The sequence below is a fragment of the Kosakonia sp. CFBP8986 genome (genome assembly GCF_034044935.1).
In the GTDB taxonomy this organism is placed as follows: Bacteria; Pseudomonadota; Gammaproteobacteria; order Enterobacterales; family Enterobacteriaceae; genus Kosakonia; species Kosakonia cowanii.
In genome coordinates, this window is the sequence record NZ_JAXCXB010000001.1 from 380,939 (window position 1) to 399,047 (window position 18,109).

16 protein-coding genes and 1 pseudogene are annotated in these 18,109 nt (G+C 57.3%); all 17 read right to left on the bottom strand.

What is annotated here, in order from left to right:
* Nucleotides 1-3: 3 nt before the first annotated feature.
* The 17 genes and pseudogenes from SOM48_RS01735 to SOM48_RS01815 all read right to left on the bottom strand — a co-directional run bounded on the left by SOM48_RS01735 (nucleotide 4) and on the right by SOM48_RS01815 (nucleotide 18,108).
* Nucleotides 4-957, bottom strand: a complete 954-nt coding sequence (locus SOM48_RS01735; RefSeq protein WP_320511299.1) for a hypothetical protein — start codon at nucleotides 955-957, stop codon at nucleotides 4-6.
* The gene (locus SOM48_RS01740; protein ID WP_320511300.1) at nucleotides 957-4,718 is read right to left on the bottom strand and encodes a TipJ family phage tail tip protein; all 3,762 of its coding nucleotides are present in this window, start codon (nucleotides 4,716-4,718) and stop codon (nucleotides 957-959) included. Before SOM48_RS01740 ends, SOM48_RS01735 begins: the two co-directional genes overlap by 1 nt.
* A gap of 54 nt (nucleotides 4,719-4,772) precedes the next feature.
* Nucleotides 4,773-5,372: a tail assembly protein gene (locus SOM48_RS01745; protein ID WP_232045280.1), complete on the bottom strand. Its 600-nt coding sequence runs from the start codon at nucleotides 5,370-5,372 to the stop codon at nucleotides 4,773-4,775.
* The gene (locus SOM48_RS01750) at nucleotides 5,372-6,082 is read right to left on the bottom strand and encodes a C40 family peptidase (protein WP_320511301.1); all 711 of its coding nucleotides are present in this window, start codon (nucleotides 6,080-6,082) and stop codon (nucleotides 5,372-5,374) included. The genes SOM48_RS01745 and SOM48_RS01750 overlap by 1 nt, the downstream gene beginning before the upstream one ends.
* Nucleotide 6,083: 1 nt before the next feature.
* Nucleotides 6,084-6,842 (bottom strand): phage minor tail protein L, encoded by a 759-nt coding sequence (locus tag SOM48_RS01755; RefSeq protein WP_320511302.1) that lies wholly within the window; start codon nucleotides 6,840-6,842, stop codon nucleotides 6,084-6,086.
* Nucleotides 6,839-7,177 carry a phage tail protein gene (locus SOM48_RS01760; protein WP_320511303.1) on the bottom strand — a complete coding sequence of 113 codons (339 nt, stop codon included), beginning with the start codon at nucleotides 7,175-7,177 and terminating at the stop codon, nucleotides 6,839-6,841. Before SOM48_RS01760 ends, SOM48_RS01755 begins: the two co-directional genes overlap by 4 nt.
* Nucleotide 7,178: 1 nt before the next feature.
* Complete coding sequence (locus SOM48_RS01765; protein WP_320511304.1) at nucleotides 7,179-10,670, bottom strand: phage tail tape measure protein; 3,492 nt, start codon at nucleotides 10,668-10,670, stop codon at nucleotides 7,179-7,181.
* A 110-nt stretch (nucleotides 10,671-10,780) separates the two neighbouring features.
* Nucleotides 10,781-11,059, bottom strand: a complete 279-nt coding sequence (locus tag SOM48_RS01770) for a phage tail assembly protein T (RefSeq protein WP_128482553.1) — start codon at nucleotides 11,057-11,059, stop codon at nucleotides 10,781-10,783.
* On the bottom strand, nucleotides 11,059-11,448 hold the full coding sequence (locus SOM48_RS01775) for a phage tail assembly chaperone (RefSeq protein WP_320511305.1): 390 nt from the start codon (nucleotides 11,446-11,448) through the stop codon (nucleotides 11,059-11,061). The genes SOM48_RS01770 and SOM48_RS01775 overlap by 1 nt, the downstream gene beginning before the upstream one ends.
* A 32-nt stretch (nucleotides 11,449-11,480) precedes the next feature.
* Nucleotides 11,481-11,900: pseudogene (locus tag SOM48_RS01780) on the bottom strand (phage tail tube protein); the annotation flags it as partial.
* A gap of 59 nt (nucleotides 11,901-11,959) precedes the next feature.
* On the bottom strand, nucleotides 11,960-12,307 hold the full coding sequence (gp17, locus tag SOM48_RS01785; RefSeq protein ID WP_320511306.1) for a tail completion protein gp17: 348 nt from the start codon (nucleotides 12,305-12,307) through the stop codon (nucleotides 11,960-11,962).
* Nucleotides 12,304-12,750 (bottom strand): HK97-gp10 family putative phage morphogenesis protein, encoded by a 447-nt coding sequence (locus tag SOM48_RS01790; RefSeq protein ID WP_320511307.1) that lies wholly within the window; start codon nucleotides 12,748-12,750, stop codon nucleotides 12,304-12,306. The genes gp17 and SOM48_RS01790 overlap by 4 nt, the downstream gene beginning before the upstream one ends.
* A complete protein-coding gene (locus SOM48_RS01795) occupies nucleotides 12,747-13,085 on the bottom strand; it encodes a phage head closure protein (protein ID WP_320511308.1) in 339 nt (112 codons plus the stop codon). Before SOM48_RS01795 ends, SOM48_RS01790 begins: the two co-directional genes overlap by 4 nt.
* A gap of 11 nt (nucleotides 13,086-13,096) precedes the next feature.
* Nucleotides 13,097-13,423: a head-tail connector protein gene (locus tag SOM48_RS01800; RefSeq protein WP_124967998.1), complete on the bottom strand. Its 327-nt coding sequence runs from the start codon at nucleotides 13,421-13,423 to the stop codon at nucleotides 13,097-13,099.
* Nucleotides 13,420-14,637, bottom strand: coding sequence for a phage gp6-like head-tail connector protein (locus SOM48_RS01805; RefSeq protein ID WP_320511309.1), 1,218 nt, complete (start codon nucleotides 14,635-14,637; stop codon nucleotides 13,420-13,422). The genes SOM48_RS01800 and SOM48_RS01805 overlap by 4 nt, the downstream gene beginning before the upstream one ends.
* Entirely contained in the window at nucleotides 14,634-15,968 is a 1,335-nt protein-coding gene (locus SOM48_RS01810; protein WP_320511310.1) for a phage portal protein, read from the bottom strand. Before SOM48_RS01810 ends, SOM48_RS01805 begins: the two co-directional genes overlap by 4 nt.
* Nucleotides 15,969-16,173: 205 nt before the next feature.
* On the bottom strand, nucleotides 16,174-18,108 hold the full coding sequence (locus tag SOM48_RS01815; protein WP_320511311.1) for a phage major capsid protein: 1,935 nt from the start codon (nucleotides 18,106-18,108) through the stop codon (nucleotides 16,174-16,176).
* Between the last annotated feature and the right edge of the window lies 1 nt (nucleotide 18,109).

The window sequence follows — 18,109 nt, forward strand, 5'->3', positions numbered from 1 at the left end:
GTATCAGGTGATGCCCAGCGCATTTTTGTAGTACTGGTCATAGAACCGGGTGTCGATATACCCGACACCGCCGCATGCCCACCCTCTCATCCTCCTTCCTTCATCGGGGTTGCTGATATAGGTGCTCTGGAATACTTTCCCGACCTGCACTTTATATGCAGCCCCGTCTTTTCCCGCTGATGCACACATGAAATTGCTGTATCCCGTCGGATATGCCGGGTCCTGAGGCACGAAAATATGTGACGTGACACTCGATGACACCGCCAGCGGCGTGGCGCTGGTGATATCCCCGTTAGTCAGTGGAATGACCTGTAGCGGGAGGCAGTTGCTGTGCCAGACCATCTGTCCGTCCCGGTAGAGAAAGAAGCCATAATCCGGGATATTCGCGAGAATATTCGAAAAAACATACACCCGGCACCCGGTCTGGTTACTTGCCGCAGTGGGAAACTGCAGCGCGTGATACCCACTGGCCGTGACGGGCTTCCACCAGCACAAATCCATCGCCTCACCAGTGTGACGGTGAAAACACATTACCGGGTTACCGGCCGGAACCTGCGTCTGCACGGTCCGCGCGCCGGCCGGCACATCTATAATCTGGCGCAGGCACAGCGGCACATAATTCGGGGCCAGCTTGACCGTCCTGACCCCGTTTATGTACTGGAACAGCTGGAAGCCGAAGTAGTCACTCTGCGTACCCGCTACCGGGCTGCCGTACACAATAAGGGTGACGGCATTATTGACGTTCCACGATACGGTTAATCCTCTGACACTGACGCTGTAGGTTGCGCCCGTTAACTGCCCTCCCATAAAATCATTCACAATGGCGTATGTCAGCGACACACCGGAAAGGGAGTAGGTCTTACTCCCTGTGCCGGTAATGGTGATGACATCCAGTACGTAGCTTGCCGCCATAGAGTTGATGGCATCAAAGCTGGTCCCTGCAATAAACATCTGCATTATAAGCGTTGCCCCATAACGGCTGCCGGCCGGTTTTGCGCATCGTAAGAGATGATGCGGTTATTCGTTATCTGCATGCGTCCCTGGCCTGATACCGCACCGTTGACCTCAAACGTCCCGTCCGCCTTCATGATGGTCCCGGTCTGCCCGGCCACGTAATTTGCTGAATACCAGGAGCCCACGCGAGCGAGGGTGATCGACGCGTAATTGATGAAGGCCTCGTTGATGAATGTCTGCCCGTTCTGCACCAGGAACGGCAGGCTCACCGTCCCGCCCGCCTGTGTCATCACGGCGAAACGGTCGGCCAGAAAGAGCACCTGCGACTGCATACCCGACTGAGTATTCTGTACCCCGATCCCCATCCCTGCGGCGTACTGGCGCCCGTTCGCATCCACCCCCACCTTGATGCTGTACATCGCATTGAGGTTACCGCTGATATCTGCGACTGCCTGAGATGCCTGCGTTATCGCCGCACTTTGCCCGTTGACTGTCACTGAAAGCGTATTGATTTTTGTCGCCGAGACCTGCGAGAAGTCAGCCATGGTTTTCGCAAAGTCGGTGGTGTTTGCCGTGCCAGCGCCGGAACTGGCATCCAACGACCTGAGCGACTCCGCGACAGCCTGGCTGGCATCCGCCATCACGTTATCAACACGCTCAATCCCGGCCTTGTTGTCGCCGTACTGCACGCTGAGCCGTGTGCGATCGTTAACCTGCGCCAGCGTGGTCGTAATCAGCGCAATGGAGTTGCTCTGTATTCCCCCTCTGATGTCACTGCCGTCTATGCCCGCGATCTCTGCCGAAATCTCCTCAAAGCGCGAGGCACTGGACGAGTCCAGATCTGTCACGGTCTGCGTCAGCTCTGTCACTCTGGCCTTATTCTCTTCCGTCTGCGCGGTAAGCTGATCGACAGCTGTAGCCCGTGCCTCGGTTTCGTTTGCCAGCGCCTGGCGCACTTCGGTGATGCCGGCGGCGTTCTGGTCCGTCTTTGCCTCCAGGCGGATCACATCCGTAATGCGCGCTTCTGTTTCGGTGGCGATAACTTCGCGCAGCTGCTCAAATTTCGCGGAGTTAGCGCCCTGCTGGGCAGACTGGCGGACAACAACATCCGCGATCGCCAGGGCATTACCGATAATGGCTTCTGCTGTCTGGCGGTTTGCGCCTGCCGCCTCAGCCAGGCCGTCGGCGTTTTGCCTCACTGCCTCTGCCAGTTCCGCAACTTTGGCACTGCTGTCCACGGCGTTCTCAATGAGGTCTTTGAACAGGTCGGTGTCCTTGATCTGCTCAAGCACTGCCTCTGTAATGTCCGTCACATCGGAGCTGGACTGGCCGCGTACCCAGTCGGTATACCCGGATTCGTTACCGGTCCGGTCCACCAGTTGCGCGCGGTACCAGAAAATCTGTCCGGCCTTAAGCCCCATCTGCTGATATCTGCGCAGCGGATAAGGCACGTCGGCCAGCAGCATGGCATCGTCAGCACTACCGGTCAGGCTGTACTGGATCTCCGTTTTCAGCGTATCAGCCGTGTTCGCCGGGAAGCCCCAGTTCAGTTCGATACCAAACACCACGTTTTCGGAGGCGGTAAAGCCCAGCGGTTTCGGCGGATTGCCCACTTTCCCGGTGAGCGTAACCTCAGCTGATGTCGCCCATATGGACGAGACATCGCTGGCGTTCACCGCCCGCACCCGCACCAGATAACGCCCTGCGTAGATACCCGGCACCTCGAATCCCTGAGAGGAGGTGCGGGGCACGCTCACCCAGTTGCCGCTGTCGCGTCGCCACTCGGCTTCGTAGGCGATTGCCCCTTTAACAGAATCCCAGGCAACACGCATGGTGGTGATCGCTATGTTCTGGCTGACCGTCGAATAGCTGTCGATGACGATGTTTTCCGGCGGTGCCTGCACGCCGGGCGGAATGACGCTGACCGGCCTTTCATCGAGCCGCGCGCCGGTATCGACCGCAGCATAAATATCCGGGCTGTACGTCGCTCCGGTGACCTCGAAAGTGCCGTCATCGTTGTTACGGGTGCTGGTTACACGAAAGAGCGCGATAAACAGATCGTCAGCATCCACACCCCAGCAGCTCTCCGCCTCAGGTGTTTCGCTGTAGGCCGTGGTGACCGTGACAACATTGCCCTTCACTGCCTGCACGGTCCGGGCCTGCGCGACACCCGAGGGCAGGTTGAGGAAAAGCCGGTTACCGGCCCTGACATCTGCGGCACGGTCGAGCGTGATATTACGACCGCTTACCGCGCTGACCCTGCCGCCAATCACCCTGCCGGCCAGCTCGTTCGCGGCCACGCCGATCACTTCCCCGACAGGGGGAACATCCATACCCGTGCTGAAGGTCACCACCTCACCGATGCCATTCGTGAGCAGCGCCCAGCGCCCGCGCCGGTTTGCCTCTGACTGCCGGGTGCAGCCGATGGCCGTCAGTTCGAGCTGGCTGTAATCGAAGCGCATCGCCAGATTGTTGTCATAAACCACTTCCGGTGTGTCTTTGTAGTGATTCGCCGGATCGGACCAGTTCACCAGCGCGGCGGTGTTGCGGGTGGTTTCGCTCGGATCGGCAAGGGTAAACTTGCCGTCGACCACACTGGCGTGGTTGTAGATGTGCCAGATATCGCGGGGCATATCGGCCAGCACATACAGCTTGTTGTCGCCCCAGTAGGTCATACCACGGAAAATGCCGGCCAGGTCGCGCAGCACCGTCCAGGCGTCATTGCGCTCCTGGATGTAGACATTACACCGGAAGCGCGGCTCCTTACCGTTGCCGCCCTTGCCATCCGGTACCGGCTGATCGCAGTACTGCGCGATGCGGTACAGCTCCCATTTATCAATCTGGGTCGCATCAATCCTCTGACCAAGCCCGAACCGCTCATTCAGCACGATGTCGTAATAAATCCACGCCGGGTTATCGGTCCACGCCCATTTAAACCCGCCTTCCCAGGTGCCTGAGTAGGTTCGCGTGTCAGGGTCGTAAGTATCAGGCACGCGTATAATGCGCCCCTTCGGATTGCACACAACCTGCGGAATGCCGTTCGGGAACTGCTTCGCATCGAATTCAATGTAGAGCAGCGCCGTGTTGGGGTAACGCAGCTTCGCATCGATGATCTCGGTGACCGCCTCAACGCGCATACTGTCCACAACATTCACTGTCGTTGAATCCGGTGTAATCCTGCGCACGCGCAGCTGCCAGCCGGTGGTGGCTTTTGGCAGGTCAATACGGTGACTGCGCTCATAGAGGGTGGTGGTCTTGTCATCGACAGCGCCCTTAACCACGGGCGCGTATGCACCACCGTCGACCGACAGCTCGATCGCGTACTCAACGCGCGTACCCACTTTATCGCCGTTATCTTTCTGGTTTAACAGTGTGGGCCAGCCCAGGCGGATCCGCAGTGCTGAAAGCTGGGTATTGGAGACAGAGCGGACATATGGCACGGCCTGCTTAAGCTCATAGGCGACCTGCAGCTCGTTCTCAACGCCGGGAAAGCCCTGAATGTAGGTCTGATCCTGGGTGCCGGAACGAAACTCGTATTTTACGTTGTTGAAGTTGTAACTGCCGTCGGCATTCTGCAGCGGGGTATACGATGACGCGTCGCCGAGATAAATGCTGCGCCCGTCCAGGCCGCCGGCAAATTCACCTTCGCCGAGCGCGACAAGGATTTTGGCTCTGGCTATGGACTGAATACTGTCCGGAGCTTCCACCGGGGTGCGGGTCTTGGTGCTACCGCCCTTCCGCCCTTTAATCGCTGTGTTCGTCATATCGCGCCCATAAAAAAACCGCCCGCAGGCGGCATAAAGTAATCACGTACCGGCTTACTGTTGATCTTCCGCGTAAATGCCGGCTGAAATGACAGCGCCCCCGATCTCCCGCTGGCCGTAAAGCAGGGGGACCGGGTTGCCGCTGGCGGTAGTGTTGACCGGGCCGCCGAATGCATAGCTTGGCTTGTTGTCCGGATCCTGACGCATCCTCATCCCTGCCACCTGCGGCGACAGCAGCTGAACCACGCCCCCCAGCGCCATCGATGCGCCAACCAGCGCAACATTCAGCGCGACCCCTTTACCAATAAGCCCCGCCCCGGCAGGGCCAAGGGCGATACCCCCGGCAATCAGGGCAACCCCGAGCACAGCCTGGAAGATGCCGGCACGCTTGCTGCCGCGGATCACCGGAATGATGCGCAGCTCATCGCCGGGGCCGAGAAGCGAAAACTCTTCCTGGCTGATGTTGCGGCGATCGCGGAAGATGACGAAATCCAGGCCTCTGGCGCGCGCCTCACGGAGATAATCCTCAAAGCCGTCCACAGTGCTGGACAGCGCCCTGAAAACCTCGCTGGCAGAAGACAGCGCCCGGCGGTGCGTGCGTCCGAAGCGCTGCGCCATCGACCCGCTCAGTTTGATAACGGTTCGTTTTTCCATTACATCAGATCCTTGTACCGTAAAACTTTAATGGTGCGATCACGGTAATAGCCGCCATACGGAATGCGCTGACTAAGCTGCCCGTACAGGTGGTGCAGCAGCATGTTGCCCTCCAGCAGGACACCGGCATGATTTGGCACGCTGGACTGCACCTGCATGATGACCATATCACCGGGCTGCAGGGGACCGTCGAACTCCCTGAATCCGCAGTCGTGCCAGTTATCCATATAGAGGTTTTCGCCCTCCTCCCACCAGTGGTGATCAACGCTGTAGTCGGGCAGGTCGATATTGTGCTCGATGCGAAAATAGTCCCGGATAAGGGACCAGCAGTCAGCATGCCCGAGCACAAACTGACGCCCGGTCAGCGGGCGATTGCCGCGCGGCATGATGGTGCGGATATCGCCTTCAGGCCATGAAGCGATCACCCACGGCACTTCGGTCGCGTCGCACATCAGCATGTCGAGTTCACTCGGCTGCGTCGTGGCGCCGTCGCCGGGGTGGCTGTGCACCACGGCAACCACTGTGCCCTGCTCTTCGGCTGCCGCGTAATCCTCCGGTGACAGTTCAAACTGCTCCTCCGGGGAGGTGGCCAGATTCCGGCAGGCGATATACTTCTCAACCCGTCCCTTCTGGATCACCACACCGCAGCATTCAGCCGGGAACGCCTGCGCCGCATGCGCGAGAATCGCGCTGATTGTCTTGTCCCGCATGTTACCCCCTCAGAAGTGACGCACCCGGAAAGCCGCCGTAGTCGAGTTCATTGTTGGCGCCGAACCGGGGTTTACACCCGGTCGACAACAGGCCTGAGCACACGTCCTTCGAAGGATCATCCACCCGGTTGCCGTCCTTATCGAACCAGCCATTCTGCCCGGCATAGGTGCAGCCGTTGCCGGTTTTGTACCACCCGCGCATGCACCAGGTGCACATGGGCTGGATCTGCCGCGTGGGGATAAGCTGTCCCCGCAGGTCTGCCGGGCTGGACAGTTCAAACTCCACGGTTTCATCATCCGAACTGGATTTACGGTCAATGTAATAGACCTGTTTGCGCTCCTCATTCGGATTAGCGCCGGGATTGCCGCCGGCAAAATTGCGGGCATCAAGGTAATGAGCGAAGGTCTCGTGGATAATCACTTTTGCCTTTGCCATTCCCTGAAAGCGACGACAGAGCGCGCCTATCGTGCCGGAGATATTTGCCACGGTCAGTGTCGGGCGGGCGCTCTGCCCGTCGCTGCTGACGGACAGGCCGGTCAGTTCAAATGGCCACGCACCGTACTCCAGCCCCTGCCACCATACCGATTTCGGCTGGAGCTTCGACGCATCGCCGCTCGCAGCAATGATATCGGCCTCTGTGTGAGGGAGGGTTTCGTTATGAAAACGCAGAATGCCGGCGCCGAACGCCTCGCCGTCAACCTCGATAAGGCGGACACGGCTGCCCGGCTCCAGTTTCTGGACATCAGATGAAATGCTCATGGATGGTATGCCTGAATGAATGTGGTGCTGAGGGTGTAAAGATCTGCGCCGTGGGTGGCTATCTGAATAGATTCAGATCGCCATAACCCTGCGGGCTCCAGGGGCGGCTTCCAGATGAAGGACTTCCAGCCAGCATGCCGCTTCAGAAACGCCTTTATGGCCCCGACATAGGCCTCATCGCCGGTAAAACTCACGCTCCATTGCGATGTGACCGGGTTGATGCCATCCCCGGCCACCTGTGCATAATTATCCCCGAACTGCGCTTTGCGGGTGCGGAAACTGGTATCAGCCTGCGCCGCCACCTTCGGGCACCAGGAGAAGGTCTCAACTGCCATATCACGCTCCTTTTAAAAGCCGCCATAATGGGGATCCGGGCATGCTGGCCTGCTCATTAATCACCGTCACGATTGCATCCTTGAGTTGCCTGCCGGCAGTTGCGGCTGCTCCCTGCCCTGCCGTGGACTGCGCACCGCCATTGATGTTGATATCGCCAAACGACACGGACGGGCCACCGCCGGAAAACTGAGGCGCGCCGACTGCGCGAACGCCGAGCGAACCATCCGCCGCGCGCGTGAGCGGCATAATTGCCTCCGGACCTGCTTCGCCAAACACCCCGGCCCCTTTCGCAAAGGCAAAGAGCTGTGGGGTCTGGTAGACACCACCGCTGTAGGCACTGAGGGAGGGTGAGTCGTAGACGCCACCTTTGGCGTTGAAGGTGAAGTTTGACGCAGCGCTCTGTATGGCCGTCCCGCTGCTGGCCGTTGCGGCAGATGAAGCACCAAAGCTGAAGAGCGAGCCGAGAGAACTCGCGGCATTCGCGACCATCATATTAACGAGAACGGTCTCGATAATTTTCAGCACGTTCATGCCCCAGTCTTTCCAGCTGTCAAGATTGCCGTTGAGCATGTCGGTAATGGTGGTCACCGCACCGCCCATGGCCTGCTTCATCCCGTCAGCAGCCATCGCGGAATAGTCCGTTGCCTCGTCAACCCAGTTCGCATAGCCCTCAGACATGCCTGTCAACCAGTCACTGCGTTGCGCATCGGAAGCGGTGTAATACCCCTCCTGGTCGCGCAGCCGCTCTTCCAGATAGCGTTTGTTAAGTGCCAGCCCCTGCTGGTAGAAGGTTTCGTCAATGTCCCCGGCCTGCCGCTGCCGGAGCAAATCGGTATTCTTCTGCTCAAACTCCTTACGGATATTAAACTGCTCCTGCATCCGCTCACGGAACCGGGTGCCCTGACCGTAACCAATGAGCTGCGCATCATTCGCCGCCCTGGCGCTGGCGTTGCTGTCAGCCAGATTCGCCTCGTAATTACGCAGCTGCTCACGCAGTTTTACCTGATCGATTAAGGCAGCGTTGCGCATCAGTTCAGCCTTCTGCGCCTTGTCCAGCGTGGACAGTTCGCCTTCAACCACCTGGTATTTCACCCTGGCAAGCTCGGTACTCTGGCCCTGCAGGGCGATCTGCTCCTTCTGTTGCTTGATCATCCTTTTATAAGCATCAGCGGCCTTTTCTTCGTCCGTCTTTGGCCCTTTGGGCTGCTTTTTGTTGGCCTCGTTATTGCGCCATTCTTCAAGTCCGTTATTGATGTACTCAAGCCGGTTGGTCTGGAATTGCGGATCAGCCGTCAGGCCGAGTTCATCAGCAGCATAGCCAAGCCGTGCGCGCTCTTTTGCCTCGCCTTTCAGGCGGGACAAGGCGAGCTCGCGCCGGCTTTTTTCAAGCGCCTCCGTCTGTGCCTGCGAGGCTTCAGCCTGAGGTACGCGAAGGGGTGCCAGAGTCATTCCCTGCCTGGCCATCAGTAACTGATTGCCGAGCCCGAGCAACTGGTTAAATTTTTCATGCTGCCCGTTCATCATCAGCAGAGACTGGTAGGCAGAATTTTGATTAGCCGCTTCCTCTCTAATCAGCGAGACCCGACGGTACTGAAGTCCCTCGAGAGTTTGTTGAATGGAGGCTGCTTTCTCCTGCATTTGAGAAAGTCTTTCCTGTTCAACCGACAACTGCTCAGTTGCAGTCGACAGATCATCAGTTACAGTCTTCAGAGATGTAAGGTGGTTGATCATGAAACCACCTTTCGTAGTCGGGCCGGGGTTGTTGATTAGATACTGCGATCCGGCAATCTGCTCTTTCAGACTTTCAATTTTGCTTTTTTGCTCATCGATAAGTCTGTTCTGTTCATCAAGAGCTTTTTTGGCTTTTTCACTGTTGTCGGAAGCTTCCGGCAAAGACATCGCCCTGGTCTTTTTGCTTATCTCATCTATCGTTCTGCCGTATTCCTGAGCAGAACGGCGAGCCTGTTCCTGATTCTGATACGCCGCATACCATGCTCCTGCGCCAAGCATCACCAGACCTGGAATACCGCCGATAACTCCCAGAGCACTACTCATGAGCCGCGATCCGACAGCGGTGACACTGTTTAGATTACTTTGGGTTGAGACACGGTTGGCCAGGTTCCTGTCACGCGCGGCCTCTGCCTGTGCCAGTCGTCGTTCAGCAACTGCCTGTACGTCCGCATTTTTAGCAGCTGCAAGACCTGCCTGAGCACGCTCAAGCGCTGCTCTTGCCCTGACTTTCTCTGTTGCTGTACCTCCGGCAAGAGCCGTCGTGAGCCTGGACTGTGCTGCTGTTACCTTTGCCTCTGCAGCTGCTATTTTTTCCTGTTGCGCAGCCTGAACATCAGCGCCCTTTGCTCTCTGCAAAGCTTGCTGTGCACGATAGACGTCAGCTCTGGAAGCCGCCACGGCTGACTGGGCTGCTCTGTCTTGCGCTACTGCGAGAGCAACTTCTGATTTCGCAGCAGAGATCAAAGCACCTGTCGCACTCGTGGCGCTGGTAACGATTCCGCTGAGATACTTAGCCAGGCCAACACCCACCAGCGCGCCTGCTACGGTAGTGATAACTGACATATTGTCGGCCACATCACTCAGAGCACCGCTCACCGCGGATGAAGTAAAGGAGTCCAGTGTCTGGGCTACACCATCAAGGCCACCGGACAGCGCATCCGTGGCACCCGTTGCTGCGTTAACTCCTCCGACCCACCCCATGAATGAGTTAGTGACTTTTTGCAATGAGCCTGAAACAGTCTGCGGCATCGTTGCAAACTCACCCTGTAACGCTCCAAGCTGGCTCATTAATGCTGGCACCACTTTATCGATTGTGAGCTTGCCCTGGTCGGCCATACTCTTGAGGTCTTTGCGCGCTACGCCCATGCCTGTGGCAAGGGCACGGATGACACGATCACCCGATTCGTTTACCGCATTAAACTCTTCGCCACGCAAAACGCCCTGAGCCAGTGCCTGGCTAAACTGCGTAATGACAGAGCTTGATTCCTGCGTGCTGGCACCGGAAAGCTTGAGCCCTGTTGAAACGGCTTCGGTGATTTTGAGCACTTCTTCCGAGCTATAGCCGTATTCGCGCATCGATGCAGCTGCGCGGGCGAAGAGGTTGGCATTATCAGAGAACGCTGTACCCGTGCGCTGACTGATTTCCATAAGCTGACGTTGTGAAGTCGCAAAATCATCAGCCGAAGCAGAAGCCTGTTGAAGACGAGCATTTACTGAGTTCCATTCGTCTGCAATCTGTACCAGCTTGCCGGTAGCAAAAGCCGCAGTTGCCGCAGCTGCGGCTTTACCTGCTGAGGCAAAACCATTAGTGAGATCAGATAACGCCCTTTCACTTTCTTTAGCAGCAGCCGCCGCCTGGCGGCCTCCCGCCTGCATTGTTCTGTAATAGTCGGAGCCCATGCGAGAGGCGCGGGTGATCTCACTCTGGAATGAGCTGGAGTCAGCAGAAATTTTTATAATAAGTTCGCGAAGCGTTGCCATTACCATTCTCCGGACGAAAAAAAACCGCCGGAGCGGTTCATTGTTCTTCTGGACCAGCATTTCGCATGGCCGTTTTTAAATATTCTTCATCAGATTTGATATTGAAAAAGTTACTTCGTAGCCTCGGTAAGTGCATCCTCAAGCCCGGCAAACGGATCCTTGTCTGTTTGTTGCTCCTCTCCCCCCCACTGCAGAATGGCATCACTCAGCGGCACTTTTGCACCCTGCGAACCATATACGGCAGACACAATCTGCGCCGCCTGAATATCCCCGCGGATATCGCCGACCGGGCTTATCCTGTCGTATTCAATCCACATCAGCATTTCACTGGCCGTCATGCTCTGCCTGAGTTCTGAAAGCGTGCGCCCCATACGGAGCGCAAGCGACATCAGGAATTTAACGCCGGGGGTGGCGACTTTTCCCGGGCATCATCCCCGGATGCGATCAGATCAAGCGCCTGTTTAAGCAGACGGGAATGCACGGGGCCATAGATGGCACGCACTTCATCTTCATCGTCCCGGGTAAAAACCTGCTGCTTGTCCTCGTCGCAGAGCACATCGAGAAAAAGTGCGACATCAGCGCGCAAGTTGCGGTTCGCGCGCTCCGACACCGAAAGCTCTTCAGCCTTGATGTCAGTTCCGGCGATCTCCTGCCAGCGCAGCCAGGCTTCACCGGATGGCTCGCGCAGAACAACATTCACACCGCCCCATTCGGGCACGGTGACGGTTTTATGACGAAACCCGGAGTGTTTCGCCAGGGCAAGCTCTTTAATGGACATGATTTTCCTTACGAACCGGGTTCGATGTTTTCAGGTTTGCCTTTCAGGCGCAGGGAAAAGGTGGCCGCGACCACGCCGTTGGTACCGGATGACCAAGTGTGCTGACGCACTTCAGCCAGAAAACGGAAGCCTTTACCGGACGGGAAGATAACCTGAAAGGCATACGTGGTGTCGTTGTCATATGCGTCACGCAGTGCATCCTGAGCCGCATTTTTGAAGAAGTTACCGGACAGAGAAATCTCCGACGGAGCCGGCAGGCCGTTGATGTTCTCCTGTTCGGTCGAGCACAGGGTGGTGACGTCGATGTCCTGTTTCTGGCCACCGGTGAACTGGACCTCTTTGAGCGTGCAGCTCAGATCAAGATAGGTGGCACTTGCCATCGTATCTTTCGTTGCTGGCAGCGAAGAGATCAGGATCTTCGTTAACTGCGATTTTTCATAAAGTGCGGACATAGTGTCTCCGGATATAAAAAAACCGCCTCGCGGCGGCCTGGGGGTTAAGTGGGTAGGGATTACTGAAGAACGTGGACTTCTGCCGTTGCACGGCGCAGGCCTGTTTCGGGCTCGTAACCGCCGGTTTTGCTCATGCGGGTGAATCCCAGCGGCGTCAGCGCAGCGATCGCCTCTTCGCGCAGCGCGCGGGCCTCATCCACCGAGGACGCGTATACGTCAACCTGGAGAGATGTGTTTTCCTCCGCCGGACCGCAGAAAGTGTCGCCATAGGTCTGAACCACCTGCGTGAATGTGATCCACGGCGGCGCAACTGCTGGTTCACCCTGGCCGTTAAGCGGCACGACGCCGGGGTAAACCTGTCCGTCGGCCAGCGCGCCGATCAGCGAGTAAACGTCGGCCTCGGTCATTTTGAAAGCACCCTGTCGATCGCCGCATTGGCTTCGGCGAACGCGGCGTTTACCGCATCATCTTCACGCGCCTCATAGGCAGGCCTGACGAACGGCACGGGCGGCATGGTCGAGGTACCCATTTCGATAAAGCGCCAGTAGTAGGCATTACGCGGGTCGCTGGCTTTCATCGTCTTGTCGCTGGCGCCGGTGCGCGGGTTGGTACCGCGTATATGAACACCGGAAGATATCGCCCCGTTGCGCTCACGCTGCGTCAGCACGACGATATTCTTTTTGAGTTTCCCCGTTTTCACCGGTGCGCGGCTTACCGCTTCATCTTTGAAAATGGTTGCCCCGGCACGCGTGGCATCGCGCATCACCTTGCGGTTTTCTGCTTTGCTGAGCGTGGCGAGATCCTCCGACAAATCGAGCAGGCCGGAGAAATCGAGGCTGGTACCTATCATGGTTTTACCCCCTGTTTGCAGAGAATTTCGAGCTGAGAGCACCCGGCATCCGGGATGGGCGGCCCCGTCACTTCCAGCGTCAGCCCTTTAAAGGCACCACTTTTAACACTCAGACGTGATGCGGCTGAAATGTCACTGCGATACCGGACCCATACCCGGACAGTCGCTTCGGCTTTTTCAGCGCCGGCAGAGATGATTTCCCGGCCACTGATGCCTTTCACCTCGGCCCAGACAGTCTTTCCCTCCTGCCATTCCGGTTTAACATCACCGGAGGGGGTGCGGACGGGAACGGAATTCATTACGATAATTTGGTCGCGCAAGCGCCCAGCGTGCATAACGCCTCCGGTCAGAGAATGGTGGGGCAGCGAAGATCGTAGATAAGCATTGTGACCGAGAACGGCAGTTCCCCCTGTTGTAGCTTCTCTTCCTCTTCACCGCCGCGGTTGCGGTCGAGCCAGCCCAGCAGCATAAGCAGCGCTGTCTGTGCGCGTCGCAGCGGCTCGCCCTCAATGAGAGCGCCATTACCGGCAACGATTCGCTCCCGGCTGCCCTGGACATAAGCAAGAATGGCGGCGCTACCGGCCTGAATTTTCAGCTTGAGATCGTCATCACCGGCATCAGCATCTATGCGCAGGTGATCCTTTGCCTGTTCGAGAGTCACGAGCTCAATCACGTTTTATCCCTCCCGTCACGCCCGCGCTTGGTGGCAAGTGTCCAGCCTTTCGAGCCTGTTTCGCCGGGTTTATCCTGCGTCGGTTCGTCGCAGTGCCAGAGCGAACCGCCCCATGTCACCGTATCGCCGGGCAGATAGTCCTGACCGGATTTGAAAACGCCCTGGTAAATCATGACCGGAACGTCAAACGATTTTGTTTCGCTGCCGCCGCTCGCGCGATTAACCGTCAGGGTGAAACGCCGCTGATCTGAACGTTCAATGTCAACGCCCGCCACGCCATCCACCACACATTCCCAGCCGCGCATGCCATGCGTTTTTTCATAGGCGCGCCACAGCCCGCCGTTGTGGGTAGCGTAAGATCCGCGCGGGTAACTTTTCCCCTCATCAATAAAGGGAAGCAGTTCCAGCGCCAGCGCGTCGCGACCGTCCTCGCCATCTCTGGCCGGTTCGGGTACAGGTAGAGCTGCAACGGCTTCGCTGACCAGTGCTTTGACATCAGGCAAAACCGGCATGGATTCCGTAACAAGCGCCTGCAGCATAGGCTGCACATCGTCAGCCGTGAGGCTCCTGCCGTCCTGCGGTATCGGGATTGCCGCTACGGCGTCATCCACTGCCGCTTTCACGGCCTGATGCAGCATGTCAGGATCGTAATCCTTGCCGTCGCGGGGCACGGGCATCGCGCTGACCGCCCGATCCACCATCTGCTGCAGCAGAGGCCCAACATCCTCAGGTGTCAGGCTTTTGCCATCCTGGGGTACCGGGATTGCCGCTACGGCGTCATCCACTGCCGCTTTCACGGCATGATGCAGCATGTCAGGATCGTAATCCTTGCCATCGCGGGGGACGGGCATCGCGCTGACCGCCCGATCCACCATCTGCTGCAGCATGGGCGCCACGTCGTCTGGTGTCAGACTTTTACCGTCCTGCGCAGGTGGTATGGCGGCTACCGCATTGCTGACCATAGAAGCGATATCCGGCAGCTGCGGCAGTTCTGGCTCAGGCAGCTGAGAGACGGCGTCCCTTACCATCGCCGACAGATCCGGCGGTTCTGCGCTTTTGATATCTGCGATGAGTTCTTCGAGGTGGGTGAGTTTTACGTCGAAGGCCTGGCGCTGCTCCTCGAGGCTTTTACGGAATCCTTCCCGCATGCCATCAAGAACAAGCCCGAACTCCTCGCCCAGCACTTTGATGAGAGTTAATTCACGTTCATTCATTTGGTAAGCAATCCTCTGAGCATGGCTTTTGCCGCCGCCTGCTCTGCGTCAGACAATGCCTTTGCTTCATCACTGACTGGCTGCGGCGATGCGCTCTTTTTGCCGAACGGATCGTCAGAGGCATCGCGGCGCGCCAGCGCACCCAGGCTGAAATTCTGCTGCTGCAGATACAGCTCATCACCGCCCGTCACCGGCGGCAGGTTTTCACTGCGCCGCGCCTCATTCGGCGTGAGGATTGTGTTTTTGACACCTTCACCCAGCGTTTTGATACGGCGTTCACTGTCCATACGCAGCAGCGCGCTGACGTCAAACTCGGTACCGGCATCGTCTTCCAGTTCGAACGCCTCATCGAGAAGCAGCTCGATCGACTCAATCAGCGTCTGGAGACACTGCGAATAATACTGCTGCTCCAGCGCCTCGATGTTGTCGTAGGAAGGAAGATCGCCGACGCCGGCTTTATAGGCCGGGACGTGAAACGTTGAGCAGACAATTTTTTCTGACATCTGCAACTGCTCAACGACCTTCGCATCGTCAGCAGACATAGAAATGGGATTGTATTTTGCGCCGTTACTCAGCAGCCCCGTTTTGCCTGCGTTTTCGCCTGTATAGCCCGTGTCCCAGTTCGCTTTCAGTTTCCGGGCGTTTTCATCAGTGATAGTACCGGGCACTTCAATGACCCCGCTCGGCTTACTGCCGTTGCGGAAAAAGTGCGCTGAGTTTTCCTGAATATGGTGACCCTGCATCGCAGCCAGGCCAGCCGCATAAATCGGTGAGAGCCCGATTAGCGGATGAAACAGGCAGTTGAAGCGATCGTGGATCACCTCGCGGGCGGGGACCGTTACAGAAGCATCGATGCCCGTCATGTTGTCGGGGTTAATCTGGTAGAAAACAGACCCGTCATCCGCCACCAGCGGCGTCACTTTGTTCCAGTCCAGGATGCGCAGTTCGGTTATATCCCCGCGGGTGTTCCGGATCTTCAGGACAACCGTATTCCCGTGGCAAAGCTTCGAATTGAGCCAGCACTCGAAAAACTGCATCCGGTTCTGAAACGCATTCGGACGTCTGTAAATCCTCGCGGGGGTGCCGTTATTGTTTTCTTTCCAGATGCCGTTTGAGTCCCGGCGCATCAGCCGCAGAGGCATCTTTGAGATATCGCTCGCGATCAGCGATATACAGGAAAACACGGCGTGAAAGGAAAGCACTGTCGTCGGTTTAATTTCCAGATTACGCTGCCAGGCACCCGAAAAAGGCTCACTGATAAGGGACATCCAGCCGCCGCGACTTGCTGGCTGCTGAAGTGCTTTTTCTCTTCTCCGGAAAGGATTCCACATCAGCCGTTCCCCGTATTATTTTTCTTTTTCCCGCCACCCGCGCGCTTTGCGCCGGTGTACTCAGCCATGCCCAGCAGCACCAGCACTCTCGCGCATGCATCGTCCACGTTCTTTTCGTCACCGGGTCGTGAGTCATGTGTGCGTTGCAGATACCTGATTTTTGCCATGCAATATGGCGGGGTTTTTCCCCGCCCTCCTGAGTGGATTAGCTGCCCTGGCCGGTACCGTAGTTCACACCGGAAATGACAGCCACCGCAGCGGTACGGCGACGCTTCCAGTTGATCCAGCGCTCTGCACGGATGGCCACGCTGTTGGTCTGCCACATCGAGACCAGTTCAACACCTGTTGGCGTTACGCTGTCATGGGTCGGGGCAGATTCCATTTCCAGCGAGGCTTCGCTCGACATATCGACTGCCACCCCGCCTTCATCTGCCAGGTAAACATCGGGTGCGTTCACCAGCACCAGCTGGTTGCCGACGTACTGGGAGACGATCGCCGGGAGCCCCTCGAAAACACCGCCGAACATATTCATTTCCGGATATTCTTTCTGCCCCAGCGCATTCTTACGTTTGGAAAGCGCAAGCGCTGTTGAGCTGGACATCAGCCATACCGCACCGGTTGGCTGCAGGTTGGCGTTAATGAACACCTGAAATGCTGCAGTACTGTCATCATCCGGAATGCCGGTGCTGGGAATAGTCGGCGCGCCATTGGTGATAGAACCCGGCGAGACGCCGTTAACTTCGCCTTTAGTGGGGTTGACGAAATCCGCATCTAGGCGGGCGATGACCGCTTCAGCCAGGGAGTTACGTACCAGTACATCTGCTTTAGGGTTAGAAAAACGCAAAAGCTCTTCGGTCAGAACCGAAATTGCAGCTACTTTGGAGAAACCAAACGTGATGGTTTCGAAGTTGAAATTGGTCAGCGGTTTGGGCTTACCCTGTCCAACCCAGTCCGCAGAGCCACCAGAGGTCTGCACGGGCACACGAATGTTAAAAGGGACTTCGCGCAGCGACGGGATATTACCGGTACCGAATTTACCAATGATGGTCTGCGGTCGCAGGAACTCCACAAAGTCATTGGCAAAATCCTGATATTCAACCAGCGCGCCGGCCCACTGCGGATCGGTAGTTGTGCCTGCGCTGACAGCGGCCTTAAGAACGTGGTGAAGTTTGATATCTTCCGGATATTTGTTTTTGGCGATCTGCAGCGCTTCCGTTCGCGCGCCTTTGGCAGCTGCCAGAGCCTTAGTAAAGCGGGCAAAGGCGATACCTTTTTCCAGCTTCGGCTCAACACGAATGATACCCGGCGCGGTCACCGTACTGACATCACCGCCGGCGGCTTTGCTGACCGGCTTTGCTGTCTGGGCGATGCTGGATTCCATATCGCGCAGTCGCTTCAGGTGCGCATCGACGGATTTGATTTCGGAAGAAGTGTTGTCATAGGCCTCCTCTTCTTCAGCATCCAGCGTGCGTCCGTCTTCAGCGGCCTTAGTCATTACGTCAGAGAGAGACGCCGCCAGCGCCGCACGCTTCGCTTCAAAGCTTTTGATTTGTTCTGCGATATTCATCGAACTGTTTCCTTTTTTGGTATTGGTTTTGGGTGCTGTAGCGCCAGCGGGCTGGGTCGATTTCACCACCGGTTTCTCATTGCCGGACGCGGCGAGTAACTGGCGGTCATAAGATTTCACGGTATTGATGGAGCATTCGGCGTTTGCCGGAATGGTCACAGCTGAAACTTCAAGAAGATCCCAGGACAGAAAGCGGATCCCGCCCTCGTCCAGGAACGAATATTCAATGGGGCGGAAGCCGATGGAGAGCCCGCGTACCAGCCCGGCCTTGATGGATGCCCAGGCCTCATCGAGCCGGGCAACCAGCTGGGAGGGCATATCCGCAGTTGGCTTCACCAGTTTTGCGGTGATCTGCAGCCCTTCTTTCACCATTTTCGGGGTACAGGTACCAATGGGCTGGGACCGGTCGTGCTGCCAGAGAAACGGCGTGTCGCTGCGAAACTTCGCGCCCTCCGGCTCCATAATGTCCCCGTCACGATCCGGCGATGGCGTGGAGGCGATGCCGGTAATGATCCGCTCATCCTCGTTTACCGCTTTCACCGTCATGAGGGTGCATGCGCGCTTAAGCGTCATT